This window comes from Bradyrhizobium campsiandrae, assembly GCF_014529705.1.
GTDB lineage: Bacteria > Pseudomonadota > Alphaproteobacteria > Rhizobiales > Xanthobacteraceae > Bradyrhizobium > Bradyrhizobium campsiandrae.
In genome coordinates, this window is sequence record NZ_JAANIH010000085.1 from 14,775 (window position 1) to 33,332 (window position 18,558).

An 18,558-nucleotide genomic window follows, 5' to 3' on the forward strand; every position below is an offset into this window, starting at 1 on the left:
GCGGCGAGTTCGTTCGCCCCGTCCATGGCGTAACGGAGCAGTCTCGCAGAGCCTTGTGGCTCTCGGCATCAACAGATCACGGAAACAAGCATGCATAGGATTTTCGCTGTTGCCGCGGTTGTTGCGGCATTGGCTGCCGCAACGGCTCCGGAGACGCCGGCCGCGGCAAAGGGATATTTGTTCTGCCAACTCGACTACGACTCTGGCATGCGCAGATGCGCATTCGAGACGATCGACCGTTGCTTGGCGGCCATCGCCGGCCGTGGCGGAAGCTGCTCTCGCAACCCCGCCAGCGAGGCGAACGCATCCCTGGCCCATGGCCCGAAGATGCATGCCCGCAAGAATGAGATGCGGCTTCGTTGATTTGCCAACAAGCAGGCCGGCAATGTCGGCCGGCGTTCGGTCGTCCACTCCGCAGATCGTGATGGCGGGCCGCGTTGTGAGGCGTCCCGGATCGCGATCGGATGGTTGCGGTATTCGGTACGGTTGCCGCGAGGCCTGTCAGACGTCGGCCACTCGGATCAATTCCAGCGTCGCAGACGATCTTTCAAGCAACCAGGCTTGAGCCGATCGCCGCGGGTCGTTCCGATAGTTCTGGAAGTCCGCTTCCGATACGAAGCTGACGATGTGCATTTCCATTGCGCCGTCGAACTTGCGAAGCCGCCGCTCCGCCCGCCGTTGATCTGGGTCAACGACGAGGTCGACTACGCCCCTACGCTCCATCAAAACCGGAGCGTGCCAATGCAGGATCAATCCGCCTATCCCGAGCGTTCCGCCGAAGGGATGTCGACAAGGGCCAAGGCCGGCTTGGTCCTGATCGGTTTCCTGATCATCGCCGGCGTTCTCCTGTTCACCGAGCACCGGGCTCACGTGCTGGGTCTGCTGGTCTGGCTTCCGCTCCTCGCCTGTCCGCTGATGCACTTCTTCATGCACGGCGGACATGGCCATCATCACGGCGGCGATCGGCAAAACGAGTCGAGGAGCCTGTGATGCATGACGCCGTGCCCGCCTACGGCCTCTGGAGCCTCGTCATCGTCAATTCGGCAGTCTTCATCCTGTTCGCCTACAGCTTCTTCAAGCCGCAGACCTCGCGCGACTGGCGCTCCTTTGGTGCCTTCAGCGCGTTTCTGGTGGCGTTGTTCGTGGAGATGTACGGCTTTCCGCTCACCATCTACTTTCTTTCGGGCTGGCTGCAGTCGCACTATCCGAACGTCGACTGGTTCTCCCACGACGCCGGCCACCTGCTCGAGATGATGTTCGGCTGGAAGACCAATCCGCACGCCGGACCGTTTCACGTTCTCAGCTACGTCTTCATCGCGGCCGGCTTCATCCTGATCTCGGTCGCCTGGACCGTGTTGTACGAGGCACAGCAGACCCGCAAGCTGGCCACCACCGGCCCCTACAGCTACGTCCGGCATCCGCAATATGTCGGTTTCGTGCTGGTGATGTTCGGCTTCCTGCTGCAATGGCCGACGATCCTCACGCTGGCGATGTTTCCGGTGCTGACCATCATGTATGTGAAGCTCGCGAGAAGCGAGGAACTGGACGCCAGGTCGGAGTTCGGCGAGGCCTATACGACGTACGCTGCGGAAGTCCCGGGCTTCATACCGCGCCTGAGTCGGCTTCTCGGTCTGGGCTCCTCGGGCAGCAGCCTTCACCACGGTTGATCCGGGGTGGCAACGATGCGCAGGATGTTGGGCCGCTGGCGTCTATCATCGATGCTCCTCGCGGCCTCCGGTGTCCTGTTGGTCGGCGTCGGCATCTACTTCATTTTCCTGCGGCCCGCGTTGCTGCCTGAAGACATCCGCTACATGAATCTGACCCCGGCCGAACTGCGTTCGATTGGGCCGAGGCTGACACTGTGGCTCATCAACGTATTTCGGGTGATGGGCGGTTACGTGACGGCGACCGGAGTGCTCGCGCTCACGTTGGCGTGGACATCCTTCCGCGAGCATCGGTCAGCCGCTGCGGCCGGCGCCGGAATTGCCGGCGGGCTCTCGATCGGGTTGATGTCCGCGGTCAACTTCATGATCCATTCCGATTTCAAGTGGGTGCTGCTCGCCATGGCGCTCGTCTGGGCGGCGAGCATCGCGTCGTTCGTCCGTGAATCCGCCGTTGTTCCAGAGCAGCGCCCGAGGCCCTGACCTGCGTCAATACCGGAGCGGCGATTTCGGCCGACAATTGCTTTTCGAAAGCTCGTAGCTCGTAGGATGGGTTGAGTTCTTGCGAAACCCATCAAACTTGATCCGGGTAAAGGTCTGGATGCGGCGTTCGCTTGTCAGAGCGATGGGTTTCGCGAGAGCTCAACCCATCCTACGGTCGCGTTGAAAACATAGGGGGGTATGGCCTCTAGATGCGCGCGACACGAATGTTGTTATTGTGCGCTTGTTTGGCCACGACGTCCGCACTGACCTGTAGCTCAGCGGCGAGATCGAAAACTGCGGACTGCGAGAGGCTTCCGCTCTTGGCGCGTGATTGGAGCAGGGCTTTCGGAGCTGTTAGCTCGGCTGCAAAAGCTCTATTTGCTTGTTGATCGCGCGTAACAGCTGAGGTTAGCAGGCGGCTTTCAGTTAGATCTTCCGCGGTCCAAGCTGAAAAGATTGCGCGTGCACCTGAGAATCGTCGCTTCGTCTCCTTTTGTTGCAGCAAGCCAACGCGCATCACGTCGTTGTCGCGGACCACAGCGCCTGTAACCGCGGCTTCGTCAGAAGCCGCGCTTGAAGATGAACTCTGTCGGGCTGTGTCGATCTTTAGCATGTCGAAAATACGTGTGGCGCCCCGCACGTCGGTGTCGCTAATTCCAAGTCTCTTCCTCAGTATGTGCGCTGCCTGAGTACCTCGTCGATGCGCCGGCAAGGAAAGGATTTCCCTAGGTGGACCGATCGATTCGATCGGGGACAAAGTGGACGGTGGCGCATCTCGGACAATCTCGAGTGCCTGCTCGGCGACGCCGGCGACGGCCGGGAACTGTTCCGCCGAAGAAGCGAGACACAAATCCATCAAAGACCGGTCGCCCAGCAGCGGCTGTAGGCGTTCAATGATTGCGGCGACGCTCTCGTCAATGTCGTAGGGCGAGAGGCCAAGCGCTCCTGCAAACCTACAAAATTGCGCTTCATCTGCATCGGTCTCGGAGATCAAAGCCCAGGTGTCGTGCAGCCAAGTGTCGCTGATCCGACCTTCGTTCAACCGCGCCACAACACTCTGAACGAACTTCTTTAGTTCTTCTTCCAAACGCTCGCGCGCGCAAACTACCTGCGCTCGATTCAGGAAGCGAACGTTCGCAAGTTCTACGGTGCGCGAGGAAGCTGTGATCTCGACCGATTTGCCGAGAGGCACGATGCTAACTTTCGGAAGAGCAAATCCGTGCTGTGCGGTGAGAAAAGAATGGCGAGCAAGAAATGCATTGTCATCCCCTTCCTCTTCATTCTTTCTCGGCTCCCAAAGCAATGCCCACCAGTTCTCGGCGATCCATTCCGCGAGATAGTAAGCGGGGATCTGAATTACTTTGGAAGCAAGACCCTTACGGTCGACGAACTCCGTCACAGCCTGATCCGCAACTTCGATCAGGAGACTGCTCAGGGTCGCGTCCGCTTCGTTTCGGCCCTCTTGGGGGATCCATTCAGCCGAAATTGAGAACTCGGTCATCCCTTTAGTCCTGCCGGAAGGCCATTAACATCAATGGGATAAGCATGGTAGGTGCCGGCCGTTCCAGCGTTTGTGCAGGCCTCGTACCAGACGTCCCCTTCCTTATGCCATACATGCCTTGGAAAGCCATCGATCCATTGCTTGGAGACCCTCCCGGCCTTGATGGCCTCCCGCATAGCATCTCCGGCTTCTTGAAGAGTAAAATCGCGCGGACAAGGAGTAGCCGGCTTGACCCGCCTGGCGAGCTTTCCATTGATTTTACAATGATAGTTACTCGGGGCGTAGATGGCGGCTTGCGCCGCAGCGTCCAACTCCTGCTTTGGCACGTTTTTCCGTAGTACACGACGCTTTTGCGGGAATTTGATCTCTCGTGACTTCGGCCGTTTCATCGACCCCTCCCTTGGGGGCCAACTTAGCGAGCTATGAGGTAGACCGTCAATTTAGACGAGTGTCGACGAAAGCTCGACGGCGACTATTGCGATCTTGCAATAATATCCATCTTTGCCCAACGGCGCAAGCGAAATTCGTAAAAATCGAAAATCTCAGCGCCGCCAAGGCGTCGGCTGCTGTGCGGCGAGAACGGGTTGCGCTCGATCTGATGGTCTTTCCCTCGTCCATCCAAACGTCGCCAAGGGCGCAACCTGGGTTGGCGCAGCACAGCAAGAGAGAAATTCATTCGATCACCTAGTCGGCGCGTCCGAGCCAGGAGGGCGGCACGGCGATGCCGAGCGCCTTCGCTGTCTTCAAATTGACAATCAACTGAACCTTGGCTGCTTGCTGCAGGCAGGTCGGCGCGTCTTTGCCTTTCAAGATGCGACCCGTGTAGATGCCGGGAAGGCGGTTCGCCTCGGCAAAGTCTCCGTCGCCATAGTCCATCACGCCGCCCGGGGTCCGTCAGACGTCTGCCATCGGAAGCACTTCCAGCCTGGCAGACGATCTCTCCAGCAACCAGGCTTGAGCCGTTCGCCGCGGGTCATTCCGATATCGCTGGATGTCGGCTTCCGATGCAAAGTTGACGATGTGTACTTCTACGGTGTCATCACTATTTCGAAGCCGTCGCTCCGGACGCCCGTTGAACTCGGGCAAGAGCGGAAGCACGGCATCCTCGTAGGCCCTGAAGTCGGCAACGCCTCCGCGGGGATTTGGGCGATGAGTGCAACGGTGACGGGGATGGTCTGATCGGATATCGTCGCTTGCCGGCTGCACCACTGCCATGATGCCACCATACCCCTGTTTTGCCCGACGGAGCAAGCCGAATTCGTAAAAATCGAAAAAGCGCAAGGCCGCCAGCGGGTCGGCTACTGTGCATGGGGTTGTTTTCGAGATCTGCGTTCGTCCGGCGCCGAGACTCCCCGGGCAGGATCCCGGCCGGCCTCAGCTATCGACCTTCAGCGCGGCGATGAAGGCTTCCTGCGGGATGTCGACCTTGCCGAACTGCCGCATCTTCTTCTTGCCTTCCTTCTGCTTCTCCAGAAGCTTGCGCTTGCGCGTGATGTCGCCGCCGTAGCATTTGGCGGTGACGTCCTTGCGCAGCGCGCGCACGGTCTCGCGGGCGATGACCTTGCCGCCGATCGCCGCCTGGATCGGGATTTGGAACATGTGCGGCGGGATCAGCTCCTTCATCTTCTCGACCATGGCGCGGCCGCGCCCCTCGGCGCGGGTGCGGTGGACCAGCATCGAGAGCGCATCGACCGGCTCGGCGTTGACCAGGATCTGCATCTTGACGAGGTCGGCCGGCTTGTAGTCGGTGAGATGGTAGTCGAACGAGGCGTAGCCCTTGGAGACCGACTTCAGCCGATCGTAGAAGTCGAACACGACCTCGTTGAGCGGCAGGTCATATTTGACCATGGCGCGGGAGCCGACATAGGTGAGCTCCTTCTGCGCGCCGCGGCGGTCCTGGCACAGCTTGAGCACGCTGCCGAGATATTCGTCCGGCGTGAGAATCGTCGCCTCGATCCAGGGCTCGTCGATCTCGGCGATCTTGACCACGTCGGGCATGTCGACGGGATTGTGGATCTCGATCTCCTGGCCGTCGGTGAGCTTCATCTTGTAGATGACGCTCGGCGCGGTCGCGATCAGATTGAGGTCGAATTCGCGCGACAGCCGCTCCTGGATGATCTCGAGATGGAGCAGGCCGAGGAAGCCGCAGCGGAAGCCGAAGCCGAGCGCGGCCGAGGTTTCCATCTCGAAGGAGAAGCTGGCGTCGTTGAGACGCAGCTTGCCCATCGCGGCGCGCAGCGTCTCGAAATCGTCGGCGTCGACCGGGAACAGGCCGCAGAACACGACGGGGATCGCCGGCTTGAAGCCCGGCAGCATTTCGGCCACCGGCTTTCTGTCGTCGGTGATGGTGTCGCCGACGCGGGTGTCGGCGACTTCCTTGATCGCGGCGGTGATGAAGCCGATCTCGCCGGGGCCGAGCTCCTCGACCTGCTGCATTTTCGGTGTGAAGAAGCCGACGCGCTCGACGTCGTAGGCCGCGCCGGTGCCCATCATGCGCACGCGCTGGCCCTTCTTCATGGTGCCGTCGACGATGCGCACCAGCACGACGACGCCGAGATAGACGTCGTACCAGCTGTCCACCAGCAGCGCCTTCAGCGTCGCATCGCGATCGCCCTTCGGCGGCGGCAGACGGGTGACGATGGCTTCGAGCACGTCGGGGATGCCGAGGCCGGTCTTGGCCGAGATCATCACCGCGTCGGAGGCATCGATGCCGATGACGTCCTCGATCTGCTGCTTGACCTTCTCGGGCTCGGCCGCGGGCAGGTCGACCTTGTTCAGGACCGGCACGATCTCGTGATTGTTGTCGAGCGCCTGGTAGACGTTGGCAAGCGTCTGCGCTTCGACGCCCTGGCTGGCGTCGACCACGAGCAGGGAACCTTCGCATGCCGCCAGCGACCGCGAGACCTCGTAGGCGAAGTCGACATGGCCGGGCGTGTCCATCAGGTTGAAGATGTAATCCTTGCCGTCCTTGGCGCGGTATTGCAGACGCACCGTCTGCGCCTTGATGGTGATGCCGCGCTCGCGCTCGATGTCCATGGAATCGAGCACCTGCTCCTTGCCCGCCATTTCGCGGTCGGAGAGGCCGCCGGTCATCTGGATCAGGCGGTCGGCCAGCGTCGATTTGCCATGGTCGATATGGGCGACGATGGAGAAATTGCGGATGTTGGAAATGGGGACGGTCGTCATGGGCGCGGGATACCACTCACATCCCCGTGCGGCAACCATATTGCTGTATTTTCAGGGCCTTTCTTCACGCCAAGCTGATTCCACCCGATGCCGAAACGCGCTACGCAGGCGGTCATGTCCAGGCCCGTCTCCAAGCCCATGTCAACGACCTCGATCCCCTCCACCCGTGCGCGTGTCAAATCCCGGGTCAGCTTCGACCGCTTCCGGGCCTGGCTGGTCGCCTACGCGACCGACCCTTCGGCCCGGCTCTGGCTGGTGATCCAGTTCGCCATCCTGCACGCGGTGATCTGGACCTTCATCCTGATCAATCTGAAGGCGGCGCAGGACGTTCACATGGACGTCGCAGAAGCCTGGGGCTGGGGCCAGAAATTCCTGTGGGGCTACGGCAAGCACCCGCCGTTGTCGGGCTGGGTCGCGGGGCTCTGGTTCAGGCTGTTCCCGGCGACGGACTGGGCGACCTATGCGCTGGCGATGGCGACGGTCAGCGTCGGCATGGTGATCTGCTGGCTGGTCGCAATGCGCGTCGTCGATTCCAGGCGCGCGTTCCTGGTCGTGGTGATGGTCGCGCTCTATCCGATCTTCAATTTCAAGGGTTTCAAATACAACCCCGATCTGCTGCAGCTCGTCACCCTGCCGCTCGTCGTGCTCGCTTATCTCAACGCGTTCGAGAAGCGGAGCTGGCTATCAGGTGTCTGGCTCGGGCTCGCCGGCGCCCTGGCATTGATGACCAAATACTGGGTGCTGACCATGATCGGCGCCATCGGTCTTGCCGCGCTGATCCATCCGGAGCGGATGAGATTTCTCTCCTCGCCGGCGCCCTGGGTCGCGATCGCGACGATGGTCGTGGCGATGATCCCGCACATCATTTGGCTCGCGGACGTGAACTTCGTGCCGCTGACCTATGCCGGCGACACCTACAGCCTCGAGGATGCCGGCCTCGTGCATCAACTCGTGGCCGGCTATGCCCTGCACAATCTCGGGCTGCTGGCGCTGCCGGTCGCGCTCGCCGCGCTGGCGATGGCGCTGGTGCCGCCCTGGGCGAAGCTGCTGGTGCGTGCGCCCTGGCGCATCGTCACGCGCGCCTGGGCGCGCGGTGACAACGCCGGCGTTAATATTTCCCAGGCGCTGAACATCTGGATCATCCAGATCATCGCGGCAGTCGGCCCGCCGCTCGGCGCGCTCGCCTTCAGCATCTACATGAAGACCGATTGGGGCATCTCGCTGTTCTTCCTGGTGCCGCTCGCGCTGGTCGCGATCCCGGCGCTGCGGGTGCAGAGCGCAGCCCTGTTCAACATCACCGCGATCTGGCTGGTGCTCAGCGTCGCGACCCTGATTGCCTCGCCCTGGATCGCGGCGCGCGAGATGGCGGCGAATGCGGACAACACGGCGACCTATGGCGCGCGCTCGGACCTTGCGCGCGAGCTGACGCAGGCCTGGCATTCACGCTTCGCCTCGCGCTGGGCGGTCGTCGCCGGCACCATGGAATCGATCCAGCCGATGGTGTTCTACAGCCCCGATCATCCGGTCGCGTTCATCCCGAACGAGGCGTGGAGTTCCGGGCTCACGTCACTCGATGACGTCAAAAAGTACGGCTTCATCGGCGTGTTCGATCCGACCGACGGCCGTTTGCCGGCGTTCGAGAAATGGGTGTCGGAGATCGCGCCGAACGCCGAGCGCATGGTGATGACGACGCGCCGCTTCACCCACGGCAAGGCCGGTCCATCGATGACGTGGAACGTCTACATCGCCCCGCCGGCGAAGTGACTGAGGGGCCTAAACCCCTTCCTCGTTGAACTTGCTCTCGACGAGCTCGGTGATCGCAGCCAGCGCGGCTTCCGCGTCGCTGCCCGCGGCCGCGACTGTGATCGTCGTTCCGGGTCCGGCCGCAAGCATCATCAATCCCATGATCGAGGTGCCGCCGACGGTCTCGCCGCCGCGCGTCACCCACACCTGCGCGTTGAAGCGCTCGACCGCCTGGACGAATTTCGCCGAGGCGCGGGCGTGCAGGCCGCGCTTGTTGATGATCAGCAGCTCCTTGGAGATCGCGCCCGCGGGCACGCCAGTCCCCGCTTGTGGCGCGTCGTCATTCATTTGCCGGCGAGCACCCGGCTGGCGATGGTGACGTATTTGCGGCCGGCTTCCTGTGCCATCGCGATTGCGTCGGGCAGCGGACGCTCCTCGCGCACCTTGGCGAGCTTCACCAGCATCGGCAGGTTGATGCCGGCGAGCACTTCGACCTTGGGCCGGCTCATGCAGGATATCGCAAGGTTCGACGGCGTGCCGCCGAACATGTCGGTGAGGATCGCAACGCCGTCGCCCGAATCGACGCGGTTAACCGCTTCGATGATGTCGCTTCGGCAGAGATCGGAATCGTCTTCGGCGCCGATCGTGATCGCTTCGATTTGCTTTTGTGGGCCCATGACATGTTCAAGCGCTGCCTTGAATTCGTCGGCAAGGCGCCCGTGGGTCACAAGTACTAGACCAATCATCGGAAAACTCCCGCGGGCGCTTTTGGTGCACCGCACGAACGCGCCACTTTGACCATCCAGAGCCCCCGCGCAAGAGGGGATGTTGCGTATCTCCCTGAATCTAGACGGATGGATGAGGGGAGCTGCGCCGGTCTACTCGGTCGCGAGTGTGCGGTTCATATGGTTACCATTTCCCTTCAAACAATCGCCGGAAGAGTTAGTGGAAGGTTAACTCTTGGTAGTGGTCAAGGCCGCGACAACCAATGGGAGGGGCAAATAGTCGCGGCCGACTGGGATTCGCGGTATTTTGACACCAAAAATGGTGGTTTTTAGCGATTCCGGCGGCGGCAGCCGTTCAGCATCATCGGCGTGCAGATCGACCACGAGGCCGACCGTCGCATGCTCCACAAAGTCGCAGCGACGGATTCCAAGCCCTCGAATCTCGATCAGGCCGGCCAGCGCAGGCGCGGGACGAACCTCAATTTCATCGCCGACTGTCGCCAGATGGACACGGTCGTCGCCGACCAGGACGGCGCTGTCGACCACCCCTGAGCGCCCCGCCATGATCAAATCGAAGGCAAGGCGCGACTTGCCGGCGCCCGAAGGTCCGCGGATCAGCACGGCCAGGGCCCCGACCTTGACAGCGCAGGCGTGAACGCTGGGGCCGCCGTCCTTCAAGCTGGCTTCATCCAAACGGCCTTCATCCAAACGGCCTTGGCTCATAGTGCCGGCAGCCTCACCACGAAGCGCGCCCCTGCAACTGTCGGCGCGCCGTCTTCGTCGGCGGGGCCGGCGCGGTTCTCGGCCCAGATGCGTCCGCCATGAGCGTCGACGATCTGCTTGGAGATCGACAGGCCGAGGCCGGAGTTCTGGCCAAAGCCCTGATGCGGCCGGTCGGTGTAGAAGCGCTCGAAGATGCGCTCCAGGGCGTCATCGCGAATGCCCGGGCCGTCGTCGTCGACCACGATCTCGATCTCGCCGCGGGTGCGGCGGCAGGTGAGCCGCACCTTGCTGCCGGGTTCAGAAAACGACTGCGCGTTGGCGAGCAGGTTGGAGACCACTTGCCCGAGCCGCGAATCATGGCCGCTGACCGCGAACGTGTCAGTCGGACTGCGGCCCTCGAAGCGCGCCTCGACGGCGACGTCGTGGCCGAGCTTGGTTTCGTTGGCGACAGCGACCAGCGTGCCGAGGAGCCGTCTGAGATCGACCGGGATCGCATCCTGCCGCTGCAATTCAGCGTCGAGGCGGCTTGCATCGGAAATGTCCGAGATCAGCCGGTCGAGCCGCTTGACGTCATGCTCGATCACCTCGAGCAGGCGGGCGCGGCTGTTCTCGTTGCGCGCCAGCGGCATCGTCTCGACCGCAGAGCGCAAGGAGGTCAGTGGATTCTTCAGTTCGTGGGCGACGTCGGCGGCGAACATTTCGATCGCCTCGATCCGCTTGTAGAGCGCGCTGGTCATGTCGCGCAACGCGCCGGAGAGATGGCCGATTTCGTCGCGGCGGCGGGTGAAGTCGGGGATCTCGACGCGGGTCTTGATGCGGCGGCGGACCCGCTCGGCGCTGTCGGCGAGCCGGCGTACGGGCCCTGCGATCGTGCTCGCAAGCAGCAGCGACAGCATGATCATGACGGCTGCGGCGACGCCGCCGACCTTGAGGATCGCGAGGCGCTCGGCGGTGACCATCTGGTCGATTTCGTCACCCTGGGTCGACAGCATCAGTGCGCCGTGGATGGCGCGCGCACGCTGCACCGGGACCGCCACCGAGACGATCACCTCGCCGCGCGCATTGACCCGCACCATCGAGCGCTTCTGGCCCTGCAGCGCATCGGCCACTTCGACATAGCCCTTGCCGTTCTCGCGGCCGAGTTCGCGGTAGAGCGGCAGGTCGCCGCGGTTCAGATAGGTTCGCACCGGGACCATGATGCGTTCAGCCAGGCCCGGCTTTTCCGACAGCGGCGGCAGCGGAAAGCCCCGCACGCTGTCGAGATCGCGGCTGTCGAGCAGCACGCTGCCGTTGGGATCGAAAATCCGCGCACGGGTCTTGGTCGGCGAGATCAGCGTGCTCAGCACCGGCGCCACGCGCTCGGGATTGATCGGAAAATCCAGCGAATCATCCATTCCGCCATAGCTCTCGCCGAGCTTCAGGTCGAGCAGCTTCTCGGGGTCGACGGTGATCGCATTGGTCTGCACCGTCGCCGATGCGCCGATGGCACCGGCGATGATCTCGGCCTGCACCAGCAGGCTCTGCGCACGCGCGTCGATCAGGCCGGCGCGGAACTGCGACAGATAAAGGATGCTCGCGACCAGAGCGACGAGGCCCGCGAGGTTGAGCGAGACGATGCGGCGGGTCAGGCTGGAGAAGGACAGCGCGAAGAAGAACTGGCCGGCGCGCTTGAGCCAGTTCAGCGGGCCCCAGCCCTTCGAAACAGGCTTGTCCTCATGATCCGAGGCGCCGTGGGATGCGGTCTCCTCGGCGTTCGAACTTGGATCACCCTGCGTTCGGTCAAGCAATGCTTACGCCCACGTTAGGACAGCTCGTTGCGACGGTTCCCGCATTCTAGAGCATGATCCGGAAAAGTGTGCAGCGGTTTTCCAAAAGATCATGCTCAAACAAGCAACTGAAGCGCGACTGCGCTTCGGAGCTATCCCGGTCCCGATGGAATCAGAACCGGGTTTGAGCTCTGCTCTTCGTGAAGGCGCAAGCGCCTCAGGCTTCCTTGAAGCGGTAGCCGACGCCGTAGAGCGTCTCGATCATCTCGAAATCGTTGTCGACCACCTTGAACTTCTTGCGCAGCCGCTTGATGTGGCTGTCGATGGTGCGGTCGTCGACATAGACCTGGTCGTCATAGGCGGCGTCCATCAGCGCGTTGCGGCTTTTGACCACACCGGGCCGGGTCGCCAGCGCCTGCAGGATCAGGAATTCGGTGACGGTCAGCGTCACCGGCTCGTTCTTCCAGGTGCAGGTATGCCGTTCCGGATCCATGCGCAAAAGGCCGCGGTCGAGCGCCTTGGCATCATTCTCCTTCGGCGCGACGGTCGGATCCTTTGGCGCCGAGCGGCGCAGCACGGCCTTGACGCGTTCGACCAAAAGGCGCTGCGAGAACGGTTTGCGGATGAAATCGTCCGCGCCCATCTTGAGGCCGAACAGCTCGTCGATCTCTTCGTCCTTGGACGTCAGGAAGATCACCGGCAGGTCGGACTTCTGCCTGAGCCGGCGCAGCGTCTCCATGCCGTCCATGCGCGGCATCTTGATGTCGAGGATGGCGAGGTCGGGCTGGGTGGTGCGAAAGCCGTCCAGCGCGGAGGCGCCGTCGGTATAAGTCATGATGCGGTAGCCTTCGGCTTCCAGCGCGATCGAGACGGATGTGAGAATGTTGCGGTCGTCGTCGACCAAAGCGATTGTGGGCATGAGCCTCTCTGCTTTCTGCTTTCCGTTTGGGTCGTGGCTTAAACGGCGAGCAATCCAGTGATGCGCCGCATACATGGGTGCCGAATTTGGCGTTCGAACCTTGTCACCGAGCAATGCAAGCTGGGCTGAAGTGTGACCAAGTTCCACGAAACACGGCGGATTCGCCGCAGATCGACCCATAACCGGGCTCGGGTTTACCCGAAAAAAGGCCCGCCTTGCAACCACCTAAGCCGAGAAAGCCATGCAACCGACCCCCGATTTCAGCCCCCAAAAGCTCGCCAAATCGCTGCTGAGGCGGTCGCGGCAGGGGGCGCTCGCAACCCTCATGCCTGAGTGCGGCGATCCCTATTGTTCCCTGGTCAATCTGGCGAGCCACCCCGACGGCTCGCCGATCCTGCTGATCTCGCGATTGGCGGTTCATACCAAGAATATTCTCGCAGACAGTCGGGTCTCCCTGATGCTGGACGAGCGCTCCGCGGGAGACCCCCTGGAAGGCGCCCGGATCATGCTCTCGGGCCGGGCCGAACTGGCCGAAGATGAGAAGGATCTGCTGGAACGACGGTATCTTAATGCCCATCCGTCGGCGGAGGCCTTTGTCTCGTTTAAGGATTTTTCTTTTTTCCGGATCCGTCCCACGGGAACCCATCTGGTGGCCGGCTTCGGCCGAATCGTCGATCTCAGGCCGGAGCAGTTCCTGACCGATCTATCCGGTGCCGAGGACTTGATGGCGGCGGAGGCGGGGGCGGTTGCGCATATGAATGCCGACCACCGCGACGCCATGGGTCTGTACGCAACCAAGCTTCTGGGGGCGGCCGCGGGCGACTGGCGCTGCACCGGCTGCGACCCCGAAGGCCTCGACATGCAGGACGGCCAGACCGCGCTGCGGCTGGATTTCCCGGAGCGGGTCACCGATGGCACGGCGCTGCGCAAGATGCTGGTCCGTCTGGCGTCCGAAGCGCGCGCCAAGACGGATCGGGAGATCGACTAGCAGCTGGACTGGCTGCGGCACATTGAACGCCGCACCCCGCCGCTGCGACCCAAGATCGTCATCGGTTCTGAGGTTGGCAGCGAGGGTTCATGAGGCGTCGTCGTTCGGCATGGGTCGCAGGCCTGGCGCTTGCGATCACCGCATCGCTCACCACCCCCAGCCTTGCCCAGAAAGGCGATCTTTCGGCCCAGAGCGCGCGGATCAACGCGCTGAGAACGGCCGGGAAATATGCGGAAGCGCTGCCGTTGGCGGAAGCCATGGTGGCCTCGCTCGAGAAGACCGGCAACAACCGCGATCTTGCCGCCGCGCTCAACAACCTCGCGCAGATCGACGCCGATCAGGGACGGGATGATCAGGCCGAGCCCGTCTACAAGCGCGCCATCGCACTGATGGAGAAGGGGACCGGCCTCGACAGTGTCGAGATTGCGCCGGTGCTGAACAATCTCGCCGCGCTCTATCAGCGGCAGGGCCGCTTCACGGATGCCGAACCGCTGTTCAGGCGCGCGCTGGCCATTCGCGAAAAGGCGCTGTCGCGCGAGCATCCCGATGTCGGCCAGTCCCTCAACAATCTTGCCACACTCTATGTGAAACAGGAACACTTCGCGGAGGCCGAGCCGCTGTTCCAGCGTGCGCTCGCGATCTTCCAGAAGGTCGGCGGCCCCGAGCACCCCGCGGTTGCGACGCTCCTGAACAATCTCGGCCAGCTTGATCGCGATCTCGGCCGCGACGCCGATGCCGAAGCGCCGATCAGGCGGTCGCTGGCGATTCGCGAAAAGGTGCTCGGGCCTGAGCATCCCGATGTCGCCCGTTCGCTGAACAATCTCGCCGGCCTCTACGAGCACCAGCAGCGCTATGTCGATGCCGAGCCGCTGTATCGCCGCGCGCTCGCCATCCGCGAGCGGGCGCTTGGGCCCGATCATCCTGATGTCGCGACATCGACCAGCAATCTCGCTTATTTCCTCCATGTGTCCGGGCGCACCGCCGACGCGCTGCCGCTTGCCGAAAAGACGCTTGCAAGCGGCCGCGCGCAGCTGCGCGTGGTGCTGCCCATCCTGTTTGCAGCACGCCAGCAATCCCTGTTGCCGGATGACAAGGCGCTGGACGAGGCGCTTGCCGCAATCCAGCGCGGCACGCAATCCTCCGCCGCGTCGGCCGTGAACAAACTCGCGGTGCGACTGGCTGCCGGCAGCGACCGGCTCGCCGAGCTGGTGCGCAAGGATCAGGATCTTGCCGCCGAATCCGAGGCGCTCGACAAGTCGATCATCGCGGCCGTGTCGAAATCATCGGCGCAGCGCGATGCCGGCTCCGAACAGCGCAGCCGAGCGCGCATCGCGGCGATTGCGAGCGAGCGCGCCGGCCTGCAGAAGACGCTCGCCGTCGAATTCCCGGACTACGCCTCGCTCTCCAACCCGCTGCCGCTGACGGTCAGGGAGGTGCAGCCGCTGCTGTCGGCCGATGAAGCCATGGTGCTCTACTCCGTCGTCGACAAGCGCAGCTATGTCATCGCGATCACGCGGGAGCGTGCCGAGTGGAAGGAGATTCCGCTCGGCGCGGACGCACTGGCGCAGAAGGTCACGGCGTTCCGCCGAGGTCTCGATGTCGGCAAGGCCCGCGATGGCTCCGGCAAATCGGGGCTGTTCGACCTCGCGCTGGCCAACGAGCTCTATGTGACGCTGCTCGGTCCGGTCGAGGCACTGACCAACGACAAGCGCAGCCTGCTCACGGTGCCATCGGGCGCGCTGACGGCACTGCCGTTTCATCTGCTCGTCACCGAGTCGCCGCAAGCTGCCATCCCTGCTACGCTCGAAGGCTATCGCAGCGCCGCCTGGCTGTTGCGGCGTCAGGCCGTCTCGGTGCTGCCGTCGGTGGTCAGCTTGAAATCCTTGCGCGCCTTTGCGCGCAAGGACGAGGGCGTCAAGCCGATGACCGGCTTTGGCGATCCCGTGTTCAATCCGGCCGAGGGCGGGCCTTCCGACCGCCGCGCCGCGGGCGGCAAGGTTGCTGCGCGTAGCATCGCGACATCGGCCTATACCGACTTCTGGCGCGGCGCAGGTGTCGATCGCGCGCGGCTTGCGCAAGCGCTGCCGCAGCTTCCGGACACGGCGGACGAGTTGAACGCCGTGGCGAAAGATGTCGGTGCGGCCGATGGCGACATTCATCTCGGCCGCGATGCCAGCGAGGCGACGCTCAAGCGCGCGCCGCTTGCGCAATACAGCATCATCTACTTTGCAACCCATGGTCTCGTCGCCGGTGATATCAAGGGTGTGGGCGAGCCGTCGCTGGCGCTGTCGATTCCCGACCAGCCTTCCGAGCTCGACGACGGTTTGCTGACGGCAAGCGAAGTGGCGCAGCTCAAGCTCAACGCAGATTGGGTCGTGCTGTCGGCCTGCAACACGATCGCCGGCGACAAGCCCGGTGCGGAGGCCTTATCGGGGCTGGCGCGCGCCTTCTTCTATGCTGGTGCACGCGCGCTCCTGGTCTCGCATTGGGCGGTCGACTCAGAGGCTGCCACGCGCCTGACCACTTCGACTTTCGATCTGCTCAAAAACGAACCAGGAATCGGCAGAGCCGAAGCGCTGCGGCGCGCGATGTTAACGTATGTTGATGACACATCGTCGCCCCGCAATGCCTACCCCGCGATGTGGGGGCCGTTCGCGCTCATTGGCGAAGGGGCGGTACGATAGGGCGGCGCGGCTTTGTGCGTCGCAAAACAGGAAGCAACGCTGAAACGGCCGTTTGGTTGCGCGATCATTCGCAATTTTTGCACGCGCCCGCACAAGGCTGACATGCGCGACGTTTGGCGCGGTCCTTGAATAAACCAAATCCTACGGGATCAGCTTGGCAACGCCAGCGTTCATCAGTATTAGGTCGTCCAACCGAGGCCGGACGGCCAATAATTCACGGTGACCGCGATGGCGCCAGAGCTTGGTCGCGCTGTGCGTTGCGGGTTCTAGGAGGATTCTTCGTGCAAGAGACGGGCGTGCGCAACGGTGCCTTCGGCGCCGACAAATTCGGCTTAAAGAATCTCAAGCGGGTTCACTGGAACCTCGGTGCGCCGCAGCTCTACCAATACTCGCTCGCTGCAGGCGAGGCGGTGCTGTCAGCCGACGGCGCACTGTGTGCCGACACGGGCGAGTTCACGGGCCGCAGCCCGAAGGACAAGTTTACGGTGCGTGATGCCACCACCGACAAGAAGATGTGGTGGGCCGGCAACCAGTCGATCACGTCAGAGCAGTTCGAGACGCTCTATCAGGACTTCCTCAAGCACGCCGAAGGCAAGAGCCTGTTCGCGCAGGACCTCTACGGCGGCGCCGACCCGGCCTACCGGATCAAGACCCGCGTCTTCACCGAACTCGCCTGGCACTCCCTGTTCATCCGCACATTGCTGATCCGCCCCGAAGCGATCGAGCTGTCGACCTTTGTGCCCGAACTCACCATCATCGACATGCCGAGCTTCCGCGCCGATCCGAAGCGTCATGGTTGCAAGTCGGAGAACGTCGTCGCGATCGACTTCGCCCGCAAGATCGTGCTGATCGGCGGCTCCTATTACGCCGGCGAGATGAAGAAGTCGGTCTTCACCACGCTCAACTACTATCTGCCCGAGCGCGGCGTCATGCCGATGCATTGCTCGGCCAATGTCGGCGCCAAGGGCGACACCGCGATCTTCTTCGGCCTGTCAGGCACCGGCAAGACCACGCTGTCGGCCGATCCCAACCGCACGCTGATCGGCGACGACGAGCACGGCTGGGGCCCGAACGGCGTCTTCAACTTCGAAGGCGGCTGCTACGCCAAGTGCATCAAGCTGTCGCAGGAAGCCGAGCCGCAGATCTATGCCGCCTCGACCCGCTTCGGTGCCGTGCTCGAGAATTGCGTGCTCGATGAAGACACCCGCGTGGTCGATTTCGACGACGGCTCCAAGACCGAGAACACGCGCTCGGCCTATCCGCTCGACTTCATCCCGAACGCCTCGCGCACCGGCCGTGCGCCGCAGCCGAAGAACGTGGTGATGCTCGCCGCCGATGCCTTCGGCGTGCTGCCGCCGATCGCAAAGCTGTCGCCGGCGCAGGCGATGTATCACTTCCTCTCGGGCTACACTGCGAAGGTCGCCGGCACCGAGCGCGGTCTCGGCAACGAGCCGCAGCCGGAATTCTCAACCTGCTTCGGCTCGCCGTTCCTGCCGCTCGACCCGAGCGTCTACGGCAACATGCTGCGCGACCTGATTGCGCAGCACAATGTCGACTGCTGGCTGGTCAACACGGGATGGACCGGCGGCAAGTACGGCGTCGGCTCGCGGATGCCGATCAAGGTGACGCGCGCGCTGCTCACCGCGGCGCTCGACGGCTCGCTTCGCAACGTCGAATTCCGCACCGACAAATATTTCGGCTTCGCGGTCCCGACCGCGCTGCCGGGCGTGCCGAGCGAAATCCTCAATCCGGTCAACACCTGGAAGGACAAGGACGAGTTCGACAAGACCGCACGCAGCCTGGTCGGCATGTTCCAGAAGAATTTTGCCAAGTTCGAGGCCCAGGTGGATGCCGAAGTGCGCGCGGCGGCTCCGGACGTGAAGCTCGCGGCGGAGTAAGAGCACTCTGTCTTCAATATGAAAGGGCGGCCGCGAGGCCGCCTTTTTTTGCTTTTGGCGCTTGCGAGCACAGTCGCATGCGACATTCTCGGTGTCGTCCCGGCGAAGGCCGGGACCCATAACCACAGGAAGTGGTTTGGCGAAGACTCTTAAATGTTTAGTCCCGGCATTTGCTGGAGCGGATTGAGGGTGAATCGTTCTGGCTCTTTTGTCCAGGCCCTGCAGATGAATTCGTAGGGTGTGAGGCCTTTGAGGGTCTTGAGTCGCTTGGCGAAGTTGTA

Annotated in this window: 18 protein-coding genes and 2 pseudogenes; 8 read left to right on the plus strand and 12 right to left on the minus strand. The window is 62.8% G+C overall.

Annotation, left to right across the window (positions count from 1 at the left end):
• Positions 1-90 precede the first annotated feature (90 nt).
• Complete coding sequence (locus G8O24_RS37975; protein WP_188107628.1) at positions 91-363, plus strand: DUF3551 domain-containing protein; 273 nt, start codon at positions 91-93, stop codon at positions 361-363.
• Between the two features lie 138 nt (positions 364-501).
• On the opposite strand, the gene G8O24_RS37980 is transcribed toward G8O24_RS37975, so the two are convergent.
• Complete coding sequence (locus G8O24_RS37980; RefSeq protein ID WP_188107629.1) at positions 502-753, minus strand: hypothetical protein; 252 nt, start codon at positions 751-753, stop codon at positions 502-504.
• Between G8O24_RS37980 and G8O24_RS37985 the strand changes: the two genes are divergently transcribed.
• The 3 genes from G8O24_RS37985 to G8O24_RS37995 are packed head-to-tail and all read left to right on the plus strand — an operon-like array spanning position 742 to position 2,144.
• Positions 742-990 carry a DUF2933 domain-containing protein gene (locus tag G8O24_RS37985; RefSeq protein WP_188107630.1) on the plus strand — a complete coding sequence of 83 codons (249 nt, stop codon included), beginning with the start codon at positions 742-744 and terminating at the stop codon, positions 988-990. The two genes, G8O24_RS37980 and G8O24_RS37985, sit on opposite strands and share 12 nt — an antisense overlap.
• Positions 990-1,667, plus strand: a complete 678-nt coding sequence (locus tag G8O24_RS37990; protein WP_188107631.1) for a methyltransferase family protein — start codon at positions 990-992, stop codon at positions 1,665-1,667. The genes G8O24_RS37985 and G8O24_RS37990 overlap by 1 nt, the downstream gene beginning before the upstream one ends.
• 15 nt (positions 1,668-1,682) lie before the next feature.
• Positions 1,683-2,144: a hypothetical protein gene (locus G8O24_RS37995; protein WP_188107632.1), complete on the plus strand. Its 462-nt coding sequence runs from the start codon at positions 1,683-1,685 to the stop codon at positions 2,142-2,144.
• 205 nt (positions 2,145-2,349) lie between these two features.
• On the opposite strand, the gene G8O24_RS38000 is transcribed toward G8O24_RS37995, so the two are convergent.
• From G8O24_RS38000 to lepA, 5 genes are all read right to left on the minus strand, one after another.
• Complete coding sequence (locus G8O24_RS38000) at positions 2,350-3,645, minus strand: hypothetical protein (RefSeq protein WP_188107633.1); 1,296 nt, start codon at positions 3,643-3,645, stop codon at positions 2,350-2,352.
• Positions 3,642-4,034: a hypothetical protein gene (locus G8O24_RS38005; RefSeq protein ID WP_188107634.1), complete on the minus strand. Its 393-nt coding sequence runs from the start codon at positions 4,032-4,034 to the stop codon at positions 3,642-3,644. The genes G8O24_RS38000 and G8O24_RS38005 overlap by 4 nt, the downstream gene beginning before the upstream one ends.
• A gap of 83 nt (positions 4,035-4,117) precedes the next feature.
• Positions 4,118-4,321 carry a hypothetical protein gene (locus tag G8O24_RS38010; protein WP_188107635.1) on the minus strand — a complete coding sequence of 68 codons (204 nt, stop codon included), beginning with the start codon at positions 4,319-4,321 and terminating at the stop codon, positions 4,118-4,120.
• 8 nt (positions 4,322-4,329) lie between these two features.
• Entirely contained in the window at positions 4,330-4,521 is a 192-nt protein-coding gene (locus G8O24_RS38015; RefSeq protein ID WP_188107636.1) for a hypothetical protein, read from the minus strand.
• 498 nt (positions 4,522-5,019) lie between these two features.
• Positions 5,020-6,831 (minus strand): translation elongation factor 4, encoded by a 1,812-nt coding sequence (gene lepA / locus G8O24_RS38020; protein WP_080140671.1) that lies wholly within the window; start codon positions 6,829-6,831, stop codon positions 5,020-5,022.
• A 138-nt stretch (positions 6,832-6,969) separates the two neighbouring features.
• Between lepA and G8O24_RS38025 the strand changes: the two genes are divergently transcribed.
• A complete protein-coding gene (locus G8O24_RS38025) occupies positions 6,970-8,595 on the plus strand; it encodes a glycosyltransferase family 39 protein (protein ID WP_188107643.1) in 1,626 nt (541 codons plus the stop codon).
• A gap of 9 nt (positions 8,596-8,604) precedes the next feature.
• On the opposite strand, the gene G8O24_RS38030 is transcribed toward G8O24_RS38025, so the two are convergent.
• The 5 genes and pseudogenes from G8O24_RS38030 to G8O24_RS38050 all read right to left on the minus strand — a co-directional run bounded on the left by G8O24_RS38030 (position 8,605) and on the right by G8O24_RS38050 (position 12,707).
• Positions 8,605-8,922 (minus strand): HPr family phosphocarrier protein, encoded by a 318-nt coding sequence (locus tag G8O24_RS38030; protein WP_188107637.1) that lies wholly within the window; start codon positions 8,920-8,922, stop codon positions 8,605-8,607.
• Positions 8,919-9,320 carry a PTS sugar transporter subunit IIA gene (locus G8O24_RS38035; protein ID WP_007597752.1) on the minus strand — a complete coding sequence of 134 codons (402 nt, stop codon included), beginning with the start codon at positions 9,318-9,320 and terminating at the stop codon, positions 8,919-8,921. Before G8O24_RS38035 ends, G8O24_RS38030 begins: the two co-directional genes overlap by 4 nt.
• 132 nt (positions 9,321-9,452) lie before the next feature.
• Positions 9,453-9,977: pseudogene (locus tag G8O24_RS38040) on the minus strand (HPr kinase/phosphorylase).
• Between the two features lie 41 nt (positions 9,978-10,018).
• Positions 10,019-11,809 carry a sensor histidine kinase gene (locus G8O24_RS38045; RefSeq protein WP_188107638.1) on the minus strand — a complete coding sequence of 597 codons (1,791 nt, stop codon included), beginning with the start codon at positions 11,807-11,809 and terminating at the stop codon, positions 10,019-10,021.
• A gap of 196 nt (positions 11,810-12,005) precedes the next feature.
• Positions 12,006-12,707, minus strand: a complete 702-nt coding sequence (locus tag G8O24_RS38050) for a response regulator transcription factor (RefSeq protein ID WP_027535781.1) — start codon at positions 12,705-12,707, stop codon at positions 12,006-12,008.
• A 241-nt stretch (positions 12,708-12,948) separates the two neighbouring features.
• On the opposite strand from G8O24_RS38050, the gene G8O24_RS38055 reads away from it, so the two are divergent.
• The 3 genes from G8O24_RS38055 (at position 12,949) to G8O24_RS38065 (ending at position 18,277) form a co-directional block, all read left to right on the plus strand.
• Positions 12,949-13,695, plus strand: a complete 747-nt coding sequence (locus G8O24_RS38055) for a HugZ family pyridoxamine 5'-phosphate oxidase (RefSeq protein WP_188107639.1) — start codon at positions 12,949-12,951, stop codon at positions 13,693-13,695.
• 89 nt (positions 13,696-13,784) lie between these two features.
• Positions 13,785-16,379 (plus strand): CHAT domain-containing tetratricopeptide repeat protein, encoded by a 2,595-nt coding sequence (locus G8O24_RS38060; RefSeq protein WP_188107640.1) that lies wholly within the window; start codon positions 13,785-13,787, stop codon positions 16,377-16,379.
• A 281-nt stretch (positions 16,380-16,660) separates the two neighbouring features.
• Positions 16,661-18,277, plus strand: a complete 1,617-nt coding sequence (locus tag G8O24_RS38065; protein WP_188107641.1) for a phosphoenolpyruvate carboxykinase — start codon at positions 16,661-16,663, stop codon at positions 18,275-18,277.
• 149 nt (positions 18,278-18,426) lie between these two features.
• Here the strand turns inward: G8O24_RS38065 and G8O24_RS38070 are convergent.
• Positions 18,427-18,558, minus strand: a pseudogene (locus G8O24_RS38070) (IS481 family transposase); the annotation flags it as partial.

Bases quoted from the DNA above. Each gene is read 5' to 3' on its own strand.
- G8O24_RS37975 (WP_188107628.1), top strand. From the start codon at position 91: ATGCATAGGATTTTCGCTGTTGCCGCGGTTGTTGCGGCATTGGCTGCC.
- G8O24_RS37985 (WP_188107630.1), top strand. From the start codon at position 742: ATGCAGGATCAATCCGCCTATCCCGAGCGTTCCGCCGAAGGGATGTCG.
- G8O24_RS37990 (WP_188107631.1), top strand. From the start codon at position 990: ATGCATGACGCCGTGCCCGCCTACGGCCTCTGGAGCCTCGTCATCGTC.
- G8O24_RS37995 (WP_188107632.1), top strand. From the start codon at position 1,683: ATGCGCAGGATGTTGGGCCGCTGGCGTCTATCATCGATGCTCCTCGCG.
- G8O24_RS38000 (WP_188107633.1), bottom strand. From the start codon at position 3,645: ATGACCGAGTTCTCAATTTCGGCTGAATGGATCCCCCAAGAGGGCCGA.
- G8O24_RS38005 (WP_188107634.1), bottom strand. From the start codon at position 4,034: ATGAAACGGCCGAAGTCACGAGAGATCAAATTCCCGCAAAAGCGTCGT.
- G8O24_RS38010 (WP_188107635.1), bottom strand. From the start codon at position 4,321: ATGAATTTCTCTCTTGCTGTGCTGCGCCAACCCAGGTTGCGCCCTTGG.
- G8O24_RS38015 (WP_188107636.1), bottom strand. From the start codon at position 4,521: ATGGACTATGGCGACGGAGACTTTGCCGAGGCGAACCGCCTTCCCGGC.
- lepA (WP_080140671.1), bottom strand. From the start codon at position 6,831: ATGACGACCGTCCCCATTTCCAACATCCGCAATTTCTCCATCGTCGCC.
- G8O24_RS38025 (WP_188107643.1), top strand. From the start codon at position 6,970: ATGTCAACGACCTCGATCCCCTCCACCCGTGCGCGTGTCAAATCCCGG.
- G8O24_RS38030 (WP_188107637.1), bottom strand. From the start codon at position 8,922: ATGAATGACGACGCGCCACAAGCGGGGACTGGCGTGCCCGCGGGCGCG.
- G8O24_RS38035 (WP_007597752.1), bottom strand. From the start codon at position 9,320: ATGATTGGTCTAGTACTTGTGACCCACGGGCGCCTTGCCGACGAATTC.
- G8O24_RS38050 (WP_027535781.1), bottom strand. From the start codon at position 12,707: ATGCCCACAATCGCTTTGGTCGACGACGACCGCAACATTCTCACATCC.
- G8O24_RS38055 (WP_188107639.1), top strand. From the start codon at position 12,949: ATGCAACCGACCCCCGATTTCAGCCCCCAAAAGCTCGCCAAATCGCTG.
- G8O24_RS38060 (WP_188107640.1), top strand. From the start codon at position 13,785: ATGAGGCGTCGTCGTTCGGCATGGGTCGCAGGCCTGGCGCTTGCGATC.